The sequence below is a fragment of the Chryseobacterium sp. Marseille-Q8038 genome (assembly GCF_965111995.1).
The window spans coordinates 16,760-34,484 of the sequence record NZ_CBCOPN010000001.1 but is presented as its reverse complement, the minus strand read 5'-3'; the positions used below and the strand labels follow the sequence as shown (position 1 = coordinate 34,484).

Sequence of the window (17,725 nt, the reverse complement as noted above, 5' to 3'; positions counted from 1 at the left end):
AATGATATTCATTGAATTTTTATGCATATAAAATCCGGATACTTAGTTGTCCGGACATTAGAGATTTGGAAGGCAGATTTTGGGAACTGTTGTGGGATCTGACTTACAATTTTCTGATCATGGGGAGCCAAAAGCTCTTTTATGGGACGGAAAGAAGCCAGGAGATAAATGTGCTTTGGCGTGCGCAATGGCAAACATACAATAATGCGTGAGCGATTGAAGTGGATAGCCCACAGCTCAGCGAGGACTTGGAACAAAAAGCGCGGTCTGAATTAGACACGCCCCAGTTAAAAAGAAGCTATACCATAATTTCAACATGCTCCTAGGAAAAAACATAAAATTTGGATCATGCTTCATTTATTGAGGAACCTGAAAAATTGTTATGAAATTGTTGGACTTTCTAATTTTCTAAACCCTAAAATCAATTCATAAAAAAATTGCGAAATCGTACTTGATTTATTGTTTTCATTAACTTTTATAGATTAAAAACAAGTTATCTATTTCTTTAATTAAAGTTTATGATTATTTTTATTGTATATTTATAATACTAACCATAAAAACTAGATTATGAGAAAAATTTATTTGTATTTAGCTATTCTTATCTTCTTTTCATGTAACAGGGAGGATATTAATACGGATAACTCAAATGATGAGAATTATGTTACCTTAAAGGAGAGCAAATCAATTGCTGACTCTTTACAGCAGTACATATTACATAGGAAAGCAAAAGCCAGTGCGGGAATTAATAAAAGCCGTAATACAGTTCTAGAGAAAGAAATAGTAGGCAGTGATGGAACGGTTGTCATGCGTATATTTAACTATACCGATGGCGGCTTTATTATTTTAGCAGCTGACCGAAGAGCAAACCCTGTGCTAGCATATTCAGACGAAACTTCCTTTTCTTCAGATACTGTGCCACTTGCTACAGATGCATGGCTGAATGACACGAAGCTTGAAATTGATGCTATCAAAGCAAGAGGAACACAGCGAACAAATGTTGCGGATATTCTATTGAAGAAAGCCAAATATACACAGCTATTATCCGGTAACATGGTCTCTACTATAAAAACAAAGGCAGTTGGAGGAAATGTCGCAAAACCGCCACCCCCAAAATGTGAGGATAGTGATTTTGTAAAAGGTCCACTTCTTTCAACAAATTGGGACCAAATCGGTGGCTATAATAATTATATGCCGGCGAAAAGTTGCACTCCTTATTATTGCAATGGTAAAGCTTTTACAGGTTGTGTAGGCACTGCAATGGCACAGGTCATGAGATATCATCAGTATCCAACTACATTTAATTATAGCATTATGCCCAGTAGTGTGCCAAATTATTCAGATGTTTCTGCAGGAGCAAATGAAATCTCTAAACTCATGTGGCTGGCAGCGGATGCAGTTGGTTCAGATTATAAGTGTGATGGAACTGGAGCGGCTGCAGATATAAGTGATATTTCCTCTACTTTTAAAAGTATTGGGTATTCCACTTCTGCAACTTCGGGTGATTTTAATTCTGCGACAGTTTTGAGTGAAATAACAAGTAACAGGCCCGCTATATTATCAGGTTACAGTACCAAAAGCGGATCACTTTTTCCTACATACAGCGGCGGACATGTATGGGTAGTAGACGGAGCACACCACCTCATAACATGTCCTGAAACTTTGCCTGATGGTTCAACAGTTGGCGGAGGGGGTTATCTGTGGTTCCACATGAATTGGGGATGGGGAGGGTCGCATAACGGCTGGTTCGGTTATGCCGATGCAAATTCAGGTAATGGTAATTACCAATATAAACGACAAATGGTTTATAATATTCATAAATAAGATCAATATGAACAAGTTATTGTTAATAATCGTAAGTGTTCTTTCTTTCTTTGGATGTAAGAAAGAGGAAGCTAAGCAAACAAACCTATATGACAAGGTTCAGCTAAATTTAGTAGATGAGAATGGTGTAAATGTCCTTAATTCAAAGTTGACAATAGCTGATCTGGATCTATATTACGTCACAAGTACTGGTGATAAAGTCCTTCAAAATCATGAAAACCTGGATTTTCCAAAGAATATGAATATTGTAAATGATGGGCAGGCGAAGATGTTGATTGTGTTTGCAAATGTAGAAGCACAAAATAATGAGTATGCTGAAAGCATATTAAAAGTTAAAGGTTATGATGATATAACAATTAAGGTTAAGGTTCAAAAAACCGATGGTAGCGTTGGGTACTCTGATCTATTTGTAAATGGAGAAAGTATTTCGGTAGACTCTAGGGCTAATCCACTGAAAGTCCAACTTAAAAAATAATTTGTTCTGAATATCCTAATCTTATTCAGTCTGTGGTTGCAAAAATTTCTGTAATTGCAATAAAAGCATCAGAAGATGGGATTTATTAATAGAACAAAGAGGAAAAATAGAAAGCTATCCCAAAAATAGGGTAGCTTTCATTGATATTGGGCAATTATTTTATTTTTTTTCAGAAGGACTTTTTCAGGTTAAACCTAAAATCTGATATTACTTTAGCTTTTTATCCGGCAATTCGAATTGATATCTGAATTAGAAACCGTAAATTGTATATAAAGTTTCAATAGAAGTAATTATCCGATGTCAAAATTGTCGATTTCCTTACTGTGCGAAGTATTGCAGTAATCATTTTCATTGTTGAAAGACTTGTCCAACAGCTTCGCTATTCTTTGTGAAGCTCCATCAATCGAAGCCTGCATTTTAGTAAACATCTCTGTCCCTTGCATTTTTTGTATGATTTCAATCGTTTCTTTCTCCTGTAAGTCATCAAGGTTACTGTTTTGAAGCAGGTTTCCTACTCTACTGAGCTCATCTAAAGAAACTACCTGGCTAAAACGTTAATCGTCTGGCACATAATCAAATTCGTCATCTGATTCTTCATCCAAATCAATGATGATATCACTATTTTCAATAGTATCCGTTCCAATATCTTTTTCCTTAATTTCTAAAGTTTCCGCAGTAATCAATTTTTCAAAAATATTGCTCCTTTTTACCTTATTGTCCAAAGGATCAACTTTTGTAGCGACAGAAACCTGTCCCATAATATTAATGCTATTTTGTGGCCTTTTTTCAGGAGCAGGTGATTAATCCATTCTGACGATCTTCACTTTATCAATTCCTAAGAGGATGATAATCAAAATAAGACAGATCAATATGATAACTTGTAGTAAACCTTCCATATGTTGTTTAAAAAATGGGTTTAAATTTATCATTAAAATAATCCGTAATATCTTCTCCGAACTCCTGAAAATGATGTTCAAGAATATTATCGATATAAGAATACAGCGTAACTTTATCCTCCCTTGTCAACTGCACAATCCTTAGTAACCGTTCATGATATTCCTCCCTTATATAGACAACTTTTCCATTCCTGCCCGAGGGGAAACGGTTCACAAGAAATGTTTCCCGATAGTCGAACTTTTTTGTACTCTTTGATTTTGGACGCTCAACAGGCTTCACATCTTTTGGGACATCAGCACTGGCTTCGGTCTTTATGGGTAACGGTTCTTCCCCGCTCATAATGTTCATCAGGTACTCTTCATCAACAATCGGTTTTTCAAAATCTCTACGTCCTTTCGCCATATCAGATAGTTATGATTTTTAAAAATTCCTGTATAAATAAATCCATACGCGTAGCTTTCAGCAATTGGGACTCTGCCGGAAGAAGGCTTGAACCCTCATAAAAATAATCTATACCATAACTCTCAAGAGATACATAAAAATATTAATTTAAAAAAAGAACGGAGTCCAATCGAACTCCGCAAAGCTTCTTCACTTTCAGAAACAGTTCCAAATGTAATTATATTTACCTCTTTACTTTTTCTATTGTAAGAACGGGGTCATGTTTTATCCAACATTCGCAATAGTCAATCGTTCCACTATGGTTTACGTGGACAGGAATATCCGAATTGACGGGAACTGGATCTGACCAATAGATCGGATAATCAAAAACCGCCCATGCCTTACTATAGTAAAGATCATTTTCAATTTCCTCCAATTTAATTTGGCTATTGAAAGTTTCAGCATCGCACGCTGCCATTGCATTGCCATCATGAATATAAACTCCCGCCCTAATGACATAATGTGAGATACCCAATGAGCTACTATTGTTTACTTTAAAACTAGTGAATGTGAGAATGGCAACTAAACAGCTAGTTCCTATTCCTGTAAATTTTAAAAATTTCATATATAATAAATAATTTATGTAATTCAAATATATACTAACTTCGCAAGAAAATGAAAATTATTTTTATTTTGTCTAAATAATAATAAAATCACTTTTTTGTTATTACTTTTTGGAGCAGAAGGGGAATTTTAAAAATAAAATGTTAGTATTGCACCTGTTTTAGTGATAGACACACCGAAGGACAGTTTATGATTTTGTTAAGAAAACTACATTTAATTACCAAAAATCTAATAATAAATTTATTGGATTATATCCATAATATATTTTTTCGCTTTCTACCGATCAAGACATTTAGATATGCATCTTGTGGAGGAGGAGTGGCTGTCCTGAACATCTTCATTTATTTCATTTCGTATAATTTTATTTTTAAAAAGAAAATTATACAAATTACTGAAACATTAGCAGTAACGCCCCATATTGGAGCTTTTATCGTCGCTTTTCTGATCACCTTTCCTTTGGGGTTTTATTTGAATATGTATGTTGTATTTAGCCAACAGGCAAACAGAAAAAAGGAGGATACACTTGTTTAGGTATTTTCTTGTCGTACTATTGTGTATACTCTTGAATTATATTTTCATCAAATTTTTTGTAGAAGAGCTTCACTTCTATCCGACACCTTCGGCGTTACTAACAACTATTTTAGTTTCTATTTTCAGTTATGTTTTGCAGCAGGTCTTTTCATTTAAAAAGAAAATGTAAACTAAGATCAAGCGAAAATTCAATAAAGTTTTAATGAGTAACATCCATTTAAAAGGAAGACACCGAAAATGACTTCGGTGCCTTGGCTTTACTTTTGACAAATAACTCCTTTAGGGACAGGAGTATGCAAATATATGAATTGAATTTTTAAATACGGCTAAAATAATAAAAAGACTATTCTCCCAACTATCATAGACAATATATTCAAGTAATCTCCTTAACCGGCGCAGGCTCGATTTAGAAATTAACAATTATGGACATTGATTCAAAGGAATTCTGGCAGTCGGACACGTTTTATGACGATTGCGAATATGTATAGCAGATGCAAAAATAATTATGCGAAAATACGATATCGCAAAGAAATCGCGCGCCAGATATCATTTGCAAGTTCCTGATCATTACCATGTTCAAAATGCCACGTATCTTTCTCCTTCATCATCTTTTGAACTACGCCGTCTAAAAGTAGATCCACTTCGGTGACATTTCTTTTGAGCCCTCGTTTTAGAAGCCGAACCTGAAAATCTCTATTTTTATAAGTGATCCTAAAAATTTGTCCTGAATTAGTATCGAATATTGAGTCAATTGTATCTTCCATAATTTTCAAATATGAATCTAAAAAAAGTAATTTAAAAAAGCTAATCAATTTTTTTTGTTAACGAGGGAAATTGTGTTGTTAAAATTTTATTTTAAAAAAATCAATAAAGGGTAGAAGAATTAAGTGTAAAAATTGTCTATGGTCGATATTTCATCCACGGGAAGTAAAATAATTAGTATATTCCTGTTACAAAAAATTACTAATAAATGTCTTATAAATATTCAGATGAGCAAAGAATAGATTGGTTAAAAAGTTTAAATCCGAAATTTATTGACCAGAAATGGCATGACGACGTAGTTGTTCATTTCAGCCATATTGAACACCTGCAATTTTTCAAATCTGCGGGGACGTTCAGAGAGAAAATAAACCCGGCCAAAATTTGTGGAATTGACTATTCCTACGGGTATAATTGTATTATGTATAAACCAAAAGACTGGCGATATCATTGGCTACAGTTTTTTACTGATCTACGAAGGCTGGATCGTGTCATTGATAATTTCCCAACTAAAGTGAAGGTAATTCATCATATACACCTTGCGGAAGAAGCCAAAACAGTTGTCCAGTATGGGGATCACTATTTTACAATTGGTGGACAGCACCGTCTATGCCTAGCGAAGTTTTTGGAGATTCCTGAGGTAGAAGTTGACGTAATCAAATATGTTTTAGACAGAGACCATTTCACAAGAGAAATGAATTTTAAAAAAATTATTCCAGATCTTCAGGTATTAGGTTTTCTATCTTTAGATTATGAGGTAGATCAGAATTACGATTTTGTTATTTTGGAGTTTGCGGATGATTTTGTTGCGATAAAAAAAAGGTACGCTAAATATGTATTGAAAAGATATGCAACTTTAAAAAAAATGCCATTTAAAGGATATTTAAACTGTTTCAAAGCGATGGATGCTAAATATTACGATAAAAGCAGGATTGATGAAGATAGTAAACTTTATTTCCTGGATGCCTATTTACTAAAACATATTAAAGCTCGTAAAAAATTGGCCGACGCTTAATGTTAATTATTATTTAATTCAATGCCATTATTATGCTTCAAAAAACTCATAAAATTAGTTTCCATTTTTACGATACCGGGGGCGGTGATGCTATCCATATCAGATTTCTTGGAGAAGATTCAAGTTGGCACAACATACTTATTGATGGCGGGTATCCGCGCGAATATAAAAATGCATTTGCTCCGCTTATCAAAGAAATTTTAGCTTCGGATGAAGTAGTTGACCATTGGATTGTCAGTCACATTGACAGAGATCATATCGGCGCGGTACTGGGGTATTTACAGGATAAAACAATTAAAAATAAAAATGAAGCTGTAAGGAGCTTTTTATTTAATGCTACTTCCGAACCGATACAAGTTCCCAGTGAGAAAATTTCAGTACGTGATGGCATTACATTAAGAGAATATATTAAGGATAACCATATCCAAACCGAAACTTCCATTAATACAAAAACAAAGCCCATTGAGGTTCATGGCTTGCAAATTACTATACTTTCGCCTACACCTGAAAAACAAGAAAAAGCTAAAGATTTATGGGCTGAGGAAGAACGGTCTATGAAAATTGGCAGAACTGCTTCACAGTCAGATCATGCGAAAACTATCGACGAGCTTAAAGATCTTCGGTTTCATCAAGATACAGATGAGGTAAACGGCAGTTCGATTGCTATTCTTGTAGAATTTGGCGACATGAGGGCTTTGCTTTTAGCAGACAGCCATCCATCAGATATTGAGGACAGCCTTTCTGCTCTGCATTTCAGTTCAACCAATCCAATTCCGCTGTCTTTTATGCAATTATCTCATCATGGAAGCAAAGCTAACACGAGCCCAGGTTTATTAGAGATGGTTAGAACAAATAACTTCGTTATAACCGGTAATGGCATCCATAATAGGCATCCCGATAAGGAAGCTTTAGTTCGATTATTGGAAGAAGGAAAGAAAAAGGAAGAAAAGATAAAAATTCATTTTGTTTGTGATACGCACGAACTGAGAGACCTATTTAAAGTTGACGCCGATGTGCAGTCGTGCTACGAATTTGAATGCACATATAAACAAATTGGTCGTGAAAACAAATACTTTTTATATTCAGCAATTACCGATTAAATATGAACCTAAATTTACCTCAGCTTTCTACAATAAGAATTCAGTGCAATGGCGACGTTGGCACAGCTGTGATCTACTTTCCTGATGCAGATACGGAATATGCCTATATACTCACCGCCAAACATTGTCTGACTGGAGAAAAATTTGACAAAACATATACTAAAGAAGGCATAGTGTTAGATCAGATTTTTAATGAGGAGACTTCCTCATATCATTCATATGTCCTTTCAGAAACCGCAGTAGTAATAACTTCCAAAAGTAATGAGGAGGATCTCGCTATATTGATAGTCCCTACAAATGATATTGTAGAGCTTACCGGGAAACAATTTTTTTGTCAGGTAATCGACACTGATGATGCTATTCAGGAGTATAGGATCAGGGGGTTTGCAAATTTTAATGGTCAAAAAGATGATCAACCTTTTTCACTAAAATTTATTGAAAACAAAAAGCATAATCCAAATGTATTTACATTGCATCATGAAGGGTCATTAGACACTTTTTATCAGCAGGCCATGTCAAATGTATCTGGCCTTTCCGGATCAGGTGCCTATGCTTATCTCTATGGCAATCTCTATTTTGCGGGAATAATCCATACTTATGAAGATGGAAATACATTTCTAGCAACGAAAATATTAGCTTATAATAAGCTTATTCCTCCTGATAAATTCAAGCGTATTAAAGCGTTAAAACCCGAAACTAATTCTGCGATATTGGATAGCTATGGAGAAATGGATAAAAATAGGGAAATAATCAATATAAGAACCAGGGAAACAGTTGGTTCATTCACTGTACCCCGTGATACGATCCCCTTGATTAGTGCTATTAAAGAAAATAATCTGATTGTTATCCATGGGAAGCCCGGTGTGGGAAAATCGGCGCTGGCCAAAGCTGCAGTGGCAGAATTAAAATCTGGAGGTAATCATACAGTCATTACATTTACTCCAGAAAATCTCTATTGTGAGACTTTAGATGAGGCAATGAAGAGCGCCGGATATAATGCTACGATCCAACAAATTGTAGGTAGTCCATTATCCGCAAGAAATGTTTTAATTTGGATCGAGAGCTTTGAAAAATTGATCGAGTCTGAATTTTCCGGTGCATTCAATGAATTGCTCCAAATTATGAAATCTAATCAACGTATTATCCTATTAATAACTGTTAGGGAGTATTTATTACAAAGGTTTCGAATTAATTTTTGTTTTGAGCTTCCAAAAAACACCACATATCTGGAAGTCAATGATTTTAATGATGCAGAGATGGAACTTGTCCGCGAGGCCATCCCTCAACTTACTACTTTACTGGAAAACCCGAAAATTAATCATTTACTTCATAACCCTTACTATCTTGACAAAGCAGTTCGTATCATTCCTTTTTTGGAAAGTGAACAGCAGTTAGATGAGGTAAAATTTAAGAAGTTGATGTGGCAGCACATCGTGGAGAATGGGAGCGCCACAAGAGGAACTGTATTTTACGAAATTTGTGTAAAAAGGTCAAGAGAAATGAGCCTCTATACCGATTATTCAGGAAATGAGGAAGTGATATCTCAGCTTGTAAGAGACAATATCATCCAAACCAACGATAAAGGGATAACTCATGAATACAGTCCCTCACATGATATTTTGGAAGATTGGGCACTAATAAGATTTATTTCGGGGCAAAAACAACTGATACCAGACGCCAAGACCTTCTTGGAATCCATGGAGACTACCCCCGCAATGAAAAGGGCATTTAGGTTGTGGATGGAAGAATACTATCTTACGGAGCCTATCGCATCGGTCAGTTTTGTTCATGGACTTCTGCAAGACAGCTTATTGTCGCAATCCTGGAAAGACGAACTTTTAGTTGTATCTCTACGGTCAACGCACGCTGCAATACTTTTGGATGCGTTAAAAGATAATCTTCTTAGCAACGAAGGTGAGTTCTTGAAACGCATAATATTTTTACTTCAAACTGGCTGTAAAAGGCTCGATCCAACCAAGCAAAGTTTAGATCAGTTGTTGCCAACAGGTTCCGGCTGGGACTATATAATCGACTTTATCTGGGATAACTTCTCAAAAATTTCATCATTCAATATCGACAGCGAATATATTGCACTTATTACGGCCTGGGCGAAGCAACTACCTGAATACAAACCACAAACCCTTCCAGCTTGTTCAAAAAGTGTAGCCTATTACCTGGAGGGTTTCATTCACCGAGTGCAAAAACCACTGACTGGACCAGCAAAATACCATTCTGTTAGCTCAGTTTTAAAGCCATATATTGAAATGTTTTTTCAATTGACAGATGCAGCTCCTTTATTAGTGGCATCTTTAATCCGGGCTGCGAGAAATCCAACTGTTGGAAATGAGCGATGGGATAATCCGCAATTTTTATATCAGATTCGAGCATATATTACCGAGGGAGTAATGGCAGACCAAATATGCCGCTTTTTCCCCGATGACGTAATAGCGATAGCTCTCGAGGAGTGGTCGGCAAAAGAAGAGCAAGATAAAAGAAGGGATTACCATCCTACGAATTCTCATAGATCAGATGCCAGGGATTTCGGGTTAGACAGACGCTTTAACACCGAATATGGTTTTCCAAGTGCTTACCACACCTTTTTTTATTGGATGTTTCTTTATCATCCGGATAAAGCTTTAGATTTCATTCTTACTTTTTTAAATGCTGCTTTTGAACAAAATCAAAGCATCTTAATGTCACAAGGTGAGGATGTTGAAAACATCAATGTAGACTTTCAAGATGGCATGTCAACCACCTACTATGGTACCGTGGAATACTGGTGCATGTTTCGTGGTACAAGAGTAGCAAATCGTCATATCTCGTCTCTGTTAATGGCGCTTGAAGCTGGCCTCCTTGACCTGATCGGCAAAAATGATGATCAAAACCTGAAGATGTATATCCAAAGGATTATCAAAGAATCTAATAATGTTTCTTTATTGGGAATTGTTGCAAGTGTAATTCAGGCAAAGCCAGATCTTTTGGATGAAGTTTCAGTTTCTCTTCTAGGTGTACCCTCATTTTTTTGGTGGGATGCTAACCGCTGGTCTTCGGAATTACACATGACAGAAGTGTTCAATGATGATGAGTTCGAAAAAAATGAAAGGATAAAATCAAATGCAAAAGTTCATCGACGAAAGTATTATCAAGGTCTTATTGGTTTTGTTTCTGAGTATATGTTTATCTATCGAACGCAGAATGATCTATTATTTAAGGAGATTGATGCCATGTGGGAACAGGCTCCGCCCGAAGAAATACTCTGGAAAAAATTTCTATATGATATGGATGCTCGAAAATATGAATATATACCTGTAGAATATAACGGTAGAAATATGTTTCAAATCCAACCGGGTTATGATGAGGAGGTCCGAAAGAATGTAACCGAGACAATTGATCTGAGCATACCACATCCCACCGTCAACGTCTTGTGGGCAAAGCAAGCCTATGATAATAAACCTATGCCAGATCATAATTATGAAACATGGAAAGTTGGCTATGAATATATTCATAATTCAGGAGGTCATCATGATCTTATGACTTCGTCCACATTAATGGCATCACTTGCCATGCGTGATTTTTCTAACGAATTGAACGAAGATGAATTAATATGGTGCAGAGAAACTATTATAGACTTTGCTGCAAAAAAGCTTGCGGGGAAGGAATCTATGGAAATGTATTTAGATGTATTTGGTAAAAAAGCTGCACTTTCAGGATTATCATATATTATTAATGAAAAGACCGACAGTTCAGTTCGGTTGAAAATAAAGGAATTGATTTTTCGATTGCTTTTAAGCGGTTTGGATGAGGGTGAACGAATTGCCCTTCAAGTCGGAATCGCCCACCACCTTTCTAAATATGAGCCGGATTTTGTATTAAATTGCTGGTACGGCTTACTAAGCTTTATTGAATATAAAAAAGAAATAAATTCCATAGAACAGCTCCGCCGAGAGTCCATGTGGAAATATGGAATAGAATTACCAAACGAGAATGAGGAGATTGTTGATGAAAGGGATTACGTAGATCAGTTAACTAAAACAGTTCTTGATGGGAGTATTGAAAAACCTACAGAACTTTCTTTCGCTCTTGATATGCCTACTCATTGGTATCTTGACGATGCTCTCCGAGTTATACCATGGACAACTGATGATCCTCAGCAACATGGCATGACACAAAAAATCCTAAGACTTCATCTGGAATTTTTGGGTGATCGCACATCAGGTAGCAAATCGGGTTTCCATGACAGCAGACATGCATTTACTTTCTTCTATCCAAGATTTTTGCTTTCACAACCTACCGAAATTTCGAAACCTCTATTTAGGGAATTGCTGGATCTTACGATCACAGAAGATAACAAGCTACGATCAAATGAAGAAACAGAGTATGTATACCGTCTGGTTAAAGAATTCATAAGATCTGTTGCAAATGGATCGAAAGTAGATCATTTTTGGGCACTATGGGAAGTTTTACGGGAGTGGACACTTGAAAATAATACAACTGTTTACATCCCTCTTTTTCTAATGGATCTTGACTGGACGCCAGATTCGGAAAACTGGCATGTGCTCGAAGGCAAAAATCTTTATTATAAAGAGTTTATTACAAAATTTGGATTCAATAAAATAAATGAAAGTATTAAATTTTTGAATGGTGTTGCATTTCATCAATTTACGCCTGACTCTTTAAGTTGGATAACCATGATGCTGAAAAGCCAGAATGCTCATGAAGTGAATGTTCAATTATTGGAAAAGTTTGCTGAAAAAGCCTTTTATAAATACGGGAATGACATAAAAAACAACAAAGAACTGTTAGGCCATTATCTATTTATCTTAGATTTTCTGATAAATAGAATTTCTCCTAAAGCTTACATGTTAAAAGATGAACTACTGCAATACAAATAAAAATATGAATATAGACTTAATTTTACAAAATATTAAGGACGCAATAGATGTATTATTGGAAAAAGAAGCCGGTAACCTGGCTCGCGGTCTTAATGAGCTTAATATATCCACGCACCTTGCGTATTATCTAAAGCCTTATTTCCATGATTTTGATGTTGATCCTGAATATAACGGTGATATTGATAAACCGAACGACAGAAAAGCTCTCGATATTGCGAAAAATCGAATGATAGAAATTGGATTTGAACCAAATGATGGTGATAACTACAAAATAAGTCCCGATATCATCATCCATAAAAGAGAAACCAATAAAAATAACCTCGTAGTAATCGAGGTTAAAAAGGACTCCCACTCACGCAAACACAAGGAATTTGACCTCATAAAACTTGAGCATCTAACGATTGATTATTCGGGAAATCACTACAACTACAAGTTAGGAATAGCAATAATTTTTGGTACCAAAAGAAAATCAGGCACATACGACATTCGCTTTTTCCAAAATGGACGGGAAATCTTGGTAGAAAACTTAGTTTAGATTGATATAAAACTATTAGTATTTGTGATCTATGTATTTTAATAGTTGCATCACTGAAAAGTCTATTTTCATAATGTATTCGTCTTCTCCGGCATAATTCCTTAGGAATCGGTCAGAAAATCCGTATCCACCATTAGCTTTTGCTTTTTTTAACACGTCACTAAGGGGGTAAAAGGTATTTCTATATCTTCCTTTATTTATTTCTAATGATGGCAAACAATCTTTCGTATCGCATATAATCCAATAGCCTTTTCCTTCACCGAATCTTACAGCAGAATATGCTGTATTTGTGAAGCTCGCAATATATTCGAGTTTAGATTTTCGGGGGATACTTCTGATCAAGATAGGTTTTGTTTTTGGAATGAAATTTTTTAATACAATTTCCCAGACATCATAATAAGCCTTAAACTTTTCACTACGGTCAGTTAAGATCCAGTTACAGATAAAACGTCTTGTATCAACTGAAGGCTCGATATCTCTTTCAAAAATATCAATTAGGTTTTGAGCTATTTCCTCCTTTTTGCTGGCGGTTAATCTATAATAATCTTTCATAATTTAATTTTCAAAGCTTAGTTAGCGAGTGAATCATCGCTATTATCCTCTAAATTTTTTTCTGCCATTTCTTCGTAACTCATATTCAAACTAACTTCTTCATTCTTGACTTTAGTGGTTGATGTAAAATCAAGAACAGTATATTTGGGCTTACCATACTCATTTTTGAAATCAAAAGGCGTAGGTATTGGCGTTATATTAAAGGTGTTACTTGCTGAGTCCATACTTGATATTGGCAAAATTATTTGAAACGTAAAATTTCCGTATGCTAGTAAGAATTGCATATATGGAACATTGTCAGTATGGTTGTTTTTTCGTTTTAATAAAAGGCAACTAGTAAAATCATGCGGTAATGGACCTGGTGTAAAAGAAAAAATACATTTTAAACCGTTAATTTTAAACTCGCTTTTACTATGCTCCTCTTCGTTTATCCATTTTAAAGTATTTTCAAAATTTTCTAACTCAGTTTCGTCCATTATTGTTAATGCCATTTTTGTTAGACATTTATAAATAGCAATTGGAATGTAGGTCGCACGTATTGCCTTTATGGTGACTGTTTTGTTAACTTCATCTAAAATGAAATTCTCTCTTTCTCCCTCGTGGTGATCAATTTGCAAACCATTAGAGGTGCGCTTTATTGCAGATTTTTCACCCCCTTTTCTATAAGATGGAACCCCTTTTTTGCCGCGGACCTGTGATAAAGTATGATATACATTCATATAATCACCCATATGGGTTTCAAGTGTCCTTGCAAACTTTGAGTTACATGAATCGCATTCGTAATAACTAATTAATCGATGATTATTTACAAATTCAGGAATAGCATGTGCTATATTATTAAAATTGACGTCCGGTTCACTTTTCTTGCAGAATCTACATTTTTTATTTTCATTATTGCCGAGATAAATATTCTCATTAGTGTTTAGATGAAACGTCTTGTGGGGGATGTAATTATTTTCAAGATTTAAAATTCGCTGTTCAATTGTCATGGTAGTTATGGTATTGGCCATTTAGTATTTTTTACTTTTCAGATATAAATCTATAATCACTTTGTTAAAAATTTCAAGCTACAAATTGGATCACATTATCTGATAAAATTAACGCATATTTAGGCATTATTTTTCATATAGGAGTTAAAAAGTTTAATATAATTGTGTACTTGAAAGTAGTTTCTGAACGTCACAATTATTTTTGATGAATCCAGTCTATTGCTGGTATTAATGCAGATGCACTCAGCTCTGTTGGTTTAAAGTCTTTTACACCTTCTGGTCCTCCATGATGTATACCGATCACATAATATTTATCCTTCACTTTGACCCAAAGTGGAGCTCCGCTATCACCGCTACAAGTGAAGAGCGGATATCCGACCAGTTCATATTCTTTCGGAAAAATAAGTTCTTTAAATGATGTGGATTTATTGGAAAGTATATCTGAATGATCAATTCCACTTTCTGCCAAATCCACAGGGTAGCCAGTTAACGTAACTAGTTCATCAGGATCCAGATCTAGAAGTTTATAATTTGTCACTTCAATACTACTTGAATAGATAGACTTTATTTTATTCCTACCGGTTTCGGAAAGTACTATCAAAGAAATATCATCACTAAAATAACTTCCTTTTTTTCTGGGAGCATTTTTTATCGTTATGTCTTTTTTGTCTAATGTTACCTCAATGGTCTTTATTTTCCCCTGTTCAAATATATTCTTATAAACTACAATTTTATTAAGAAGCCATTTATCAACTACATGCCTTGCGGTAATTAGTGTACTTTCATTAATGAATGTAGCAGTTCCCCAAGATTTCTTAATTCCTCGTACATTTAAATGAACTATTGAATTGTAAGGTTTAGTATTAAGGACCTCAGATTCAACAAAACTTCTAGTATTTAAATATTTTTCTGGCCCGCAGTCTTTATGTATTTTTATTTGACAGTAACTTAGATTACCAAATAGGAGAAGTATACCAATAGAAAATAATTTTAAAGCTTTCATAACAGAATATTTTTTGTAATGTTAACGTTTTAAAGAATTGAGTTCAGAAAGGCTACCGATAAGAAAGTAACTTTTATGGAGCCTTAATTTACTTTAGTGAAATTGTCTTTAATGGAGTTCAGTTTTGCAATTTGAATTTTGACTGCTGTAGGATCTAATTTTGCTTTTGGATTTTTGGAATGGTCTTCCAAAATTTTTATATAACCATCAATATAGTTCGCCATAGCGTTTACAACACTTTTATTGAATTCTCGAACTTCTGGAAGTTGCTCAAGAGCATAATCCGAGAGCGATACAGCTTTCTTAAATTTGGGGTCATTCATTTTATTTTTCATAAGTTCAGAATCTTGAATATTATATGTTGTTTCAAAATCTTGAACAGCATTTTCACGAGAAATCGAAAGGAGGTTACATATTTCTGTTTTACTTGCTTTTAATGATTTTTTAATAATACCAGCGTCAATATAAAGTCTTTCGGTTATGACACTATGTTCCGTATTGTATCGTTTTAGTTCATCATAAAAAGAAACCCTTTCTTTTATTTCTGAATAGAAGTCATTCAGCTCCTTATTTCCAAAAGATGGTCCATCTGTATTTTCTAAATTGACAGGTAGTGTAAAGTCATTCTTATCTTTTAATTGTTGTTTAGTAATGGTTATGTTTGTATTGCTTTTTTGGAAAAGTCCAGCTTGCTGTATGGTTGAATTGATTATACTAGATATTGGGTTACTATTAAGTACAGACTGCGTTATTGGACTATTTAGGATAGCTCCCAAAATCGAAGAGAATTTTGTTTTTGCCTTTACATTATCAGTATCTTTACTGTATTTGGGCAGTAGATTCTTTGAGGCTGATTCCAAAACTAGGTCTGAAAATGATGTTCCTAAACTGCTTGAAGTAGGATTGTTAATTTCTGAAAGAGTTTCACTAAGATCTTTGGCTGCTAATAATCTTGTAGCTGCAGGTACAAGAACTTCTATTTCTGTTCCATTAACCAAGCCTGTCCTTAGAGAAAGTAAATTTATTTCATATCTTTCTTTTATGCTCTTTTTTTGGGTGTCCTTAATAAGAATTTTGGATTCTTCAAGAGATTTTTCCAATGTGAGCATCCTTTTTTTTAAAGAATCTACAGCTGCTTCAGAAGTAAGGTCTTTGGGCTTTTCCTGAGCGGGAAATAGAATTTATAAATCGTTGATATACAACTATTTGTGTTTTTAAGGCTATTTTTATAACCTATTGATTTAGTGTTGTTTATGTGATTTTATGCGTTCTGATGCTACAATTTTTGCCCCTTTTCTTGCCCCTTTGGCATTAAAACACAAAATTTAAGCAAACGAAAAATAAAATTGCTATAGAGCTTCAGGGGCTTATATCCTCTAATGGTCATTAATTTACTCATAAAAAAGACTATTGGATTATATCTACCCTTAATTTGGAGAAATTATTAATTTTTGACATCCAAAGCTTGATGATTTATAAAAATTAAAGTCAAATTTTAAAAACAATCTGAACAAAGAGAAGAAAAAATGTTCAAATATTTTATATTAGATTAGGTTGTCTTTTGGGATGAATTTTGTATTCGTTTATATGTAATGACCCTGAATATGGGGGGATAATGACAACTCAGTGCCATTATTGTAGCCTTGGGCCTAAATAAGTATTCTTCAAGACTTAAAAATCTGATCATGAGCTCAAACATCAGAATTGAAAAAGTCTGCCAATATTGTGGTACAAAATTTATAGCCAAAACTACAGTTACCAAATACTGCAGTCATACGTGTAATAAAAAAGCCTATAAACTTGAACAAAGAAATTTAAAAATTAGTTATGCGAGGCAAGGAATACGAAGTTTTGAAGAGCGGCAATATCAGCCTATAAACAATCCTGTATACCTAACTGTAAAAGAGGCTTCTGCAATATTGAAATGCAGTGCGAAAATGGTGTATTTCTTAATCAATACCGGCCGTTTAAAAGCCATCAACCTATCTGTAAGAAAAACAAGAATCAAATTACTTGATTTAGCACTAATTTATTAGAACCAATCATCAAACACCAGAAGATTGACTTCATAATATTTTAGAGGACTTCAATAGCTGTGGCTATGAGCCAATTTGACAATATCCAATTGAATTTCACCCTTTAATACCGATG

Annotated in this window: 17 protein-coding genes; 8 read left to right on the top strand and 9 right to left on the bottom strand. The window is 34.6% G+C overall.

All coding sequences use genetic code 11. The annotated features are described in order from the left end of the window. The first annotated feature begins 567 nt into the window (after positions 1-567). Entirely contained in the window at positions 568-1,821 is a 1,254-nt protein-coding gene (locus ACWPWS_RS00145) for a C10 family peptidase (protein WP_454045035.1), read from the top strand. A 7-nt stretch (positions 1,822-1,828) separates the two neighbouring features. Further along, positions 1,829-2,296 carry a hypothetical protein gene (locus ACWPWS_RS00140; protein ID WP_454045034.1) on the top strand — a complete coding sequence of 156 codons (468 nt, stop codon included), beginning with the start codon at positions 1,829-1,831 and terminating at the stop codon, positions 2,294-2,296. Between the two features lie 290 nt (positions 2,297-2,586). On the opposite strand, the gene ACWPWS_RS00135 is transcribed toward ACWPWS_RS00140, so the two are convergent. The 4 genes from ACWPWS_RS00135 to ACWPWS_RS00120 form a co-directional block, all read right to left on the bottom strand. Next, positions 2,587-2,739, bottom strand: coding sequence for a hypothetical protein (locus ACWPWS_RS00135; RefSeq protein ID WP_454045033.1), 153 nt, complete (start codon positions 2,737-2,739; stop codon positions 2,587-2,589). A 111-nt stretch (positions 2,740-2,850) separates the two neighbouring features. After that, the gene (locus ACWPWS_RS00130; protein ID WP_454045032.1) at positions 2,851-3,054 is read right to left on the bottom strand and encodes a hypothetical protein; all 204 of its coding nucleotides are present in this window, start codon (positions 3,052-3,054) and stop codon (positions 2,851-2,853) included. Between the two features lie 145 nt (positions 3,055-3,199). Beyond that, positions 3,200-3,595, bottom strand: a complete 396-nt coding sequence (locus tag ACWPWS_RS00125; RefSeq protein ID WP_454045031.1) for a DUF3408 domain-containing protein — start codon at positions 3,593-3,595, stop codon at positions 3,200-3,202. Positions 3,596-3,818: 223 nt separating this feature from the next. Next, the gene (locus ACWPWS_RS00120) at positions 3,819-4,199 is read right to left on the bottom strand and encodes a hypothetical protein (protein ID WP_454045030.1); all 381 of its coding nucleotides are present in this window, start codon (positions 4,197-4,199) and stop codon (positions 3,819-3,821) included. A gap of 477 nt (positions 4,200-4,676) precedes the next feature. On the opposite strand from ACWPWS_RS00120, the gene ACWPWS_RS00115 reads away from it, so the two are divergent. Then, complete coding sequence (locus ACWPWS_RS00115; RefSeq protein WP_454045029.1) at positions 4,677-4,898, top strand: GtrA family protein; 222 nt, start codon at positions 4,677-4,679, stop codon at positions 4,896-4,898. A 334-nt stretch (positions 4,899-5,232) separates the two neighbouring features. Here the strand turns inward: ACWPWS_RS00115 and ACWPWS_RS00110 are convergent, their stop codons facing one another. Beyond that, a complete protein-coding gene (locus ACWPWS_RS00110; protein WP_454045028.1) occupies positions 5,233-5,493 on the bottom strand; it encodes a hypothetical protein in 261 nt (86 codons plus the stop codon). A gap of 206 nt (positions 5,494-5,699) precedes the next feature. Here ACWPWS_RS00110 and ACWPWS_RS00105 point away from each other — a divergent pair, with 206 nt between their 5' ends. From ACWPWS_RS00105 to ACWPWS_RS00090, 4 genes are read left to right on the top strand one after another with little or no spacing between them, the layout of a single operon-like run. After that, on the top strand, positions 5,700-6,503 hold the full coding sequence (locus ACWPWS_RS00105; protein WP_454045027.1) for a hypothetical protein: 804 nt from the start codon (positions 5,700-5,702) through the stop codon (positions 6,501-6,503). A 32-nt stretch (positions 6,504-6,535) separates the two neighbouring features. After that, the gene (locus ACWPWS_RS00100) at positions 6,536-7,603 is read left to right on the top strand and encodes a ComEC/Rec2 family competence protein (RefSeq protein ID WP_454045026.1); all 1,068 of its coding nucleotides are present in this window, start codon (positions 6,536-6,538) and stop codon (positions 7,601-7,603) included. Between the two features lie 2 nt (positions 7,604-7,605). Next, complete coding sequence (locus tag ACWPWS_RS00095; protein ID WP_454045025.1) at positions 7,606-12,495, top strand: hypothetical protein; 4,890 nt, start codon at positions 7,606-7,608, stop codon at positions 12,493-12,495. 4 nt (positions 12,496-12,499) lie between these two features. After that, the gene (locus ACWPWS_RS00090; RefSeq protein ID WP_454045024.1) at positions 12,500-13,030 is read left to right on the top strand and encodes a hypothetical protein; all 531 of its coding nucleotides are present in this window, start codon (positions 12,500-12,502) and stop codon (positions 13,028-13,030) included. A gap of 15 nt (positions 13,031-13,045) precedes the next feature. Here ACWPWS_RS00090 and ACWPWS_RS00085 read toward each other — a convergent pair whose 3' ends face one another. The 4 genes from ACWPWS_RS00085 to ACWPWS_RS00070 form a co-directional block, all read right to left on the bottom strand. Beyond that, positions 13,046-13,582, bottom strand: a complete 537-nt coding sequence (locus ACWPWS_RS00085) for a hypothetical protein (protein WP_454045023.1) — start codon at positions 13,580-13,582, stop codon at positions 13,046-13,048. A 17-nt stretch (positions 13,583-13,599) separates the two neighbouring features. Continuing rightward, positions 13,600-14,592 (bottom strand): HNH endonuclease, encoded by a 993-nt coding sequence (locus ACWPWS_RS00080; RefSeq protein ID WP_454045022.1) that lies wholly within the window; start codon positions 14,590-14,592, stop codon positions 13,600-13,602. Positions 14,593-14,767: 175 nt separating this feature from the next. Next, entirely contained in the window at positions 14,768-15,574 is an 807-nt protein-coding gene (locus ACWPWS_RS00075; RefSeq protein ID WP_454045021.1) for a trypsin-like serine peptidase, read from the bottom strand. An 83-nt stretch (positions 15,575-15,657) separates the two neighbouring features. Beyond that, positions 15,658-16,674 carry a hypothetical protein gene (locus ACWPWS_RS00070; RefSeq protein WP_454045020.1) on the bottom strand — a complete coding sequence of 339 codons (1,017 nt, stop codon included), beginning with the start codon at positions 16,672-16,674 and terminating at the stop codon, positions 15,658-15,660. Between the two features lie 585 nt (positions 16,675-17,259). Here ACWPWS_RS00070 and ACWPWS_RS00065 point away from each other — a divergent pair. After that, positions 17,260-17,610, top strand: coding sequence for a helix-turn-helix domain-containing protein (locus ACWPWS_RS00065; RefSeq protein ID WP_454045019.1), 351 nt, complete (start codon positions 17,260-17,262; stop codon positions 17,608-17,610). Positions 17,611-17,725: the final 115 nt, after the last annotated feature.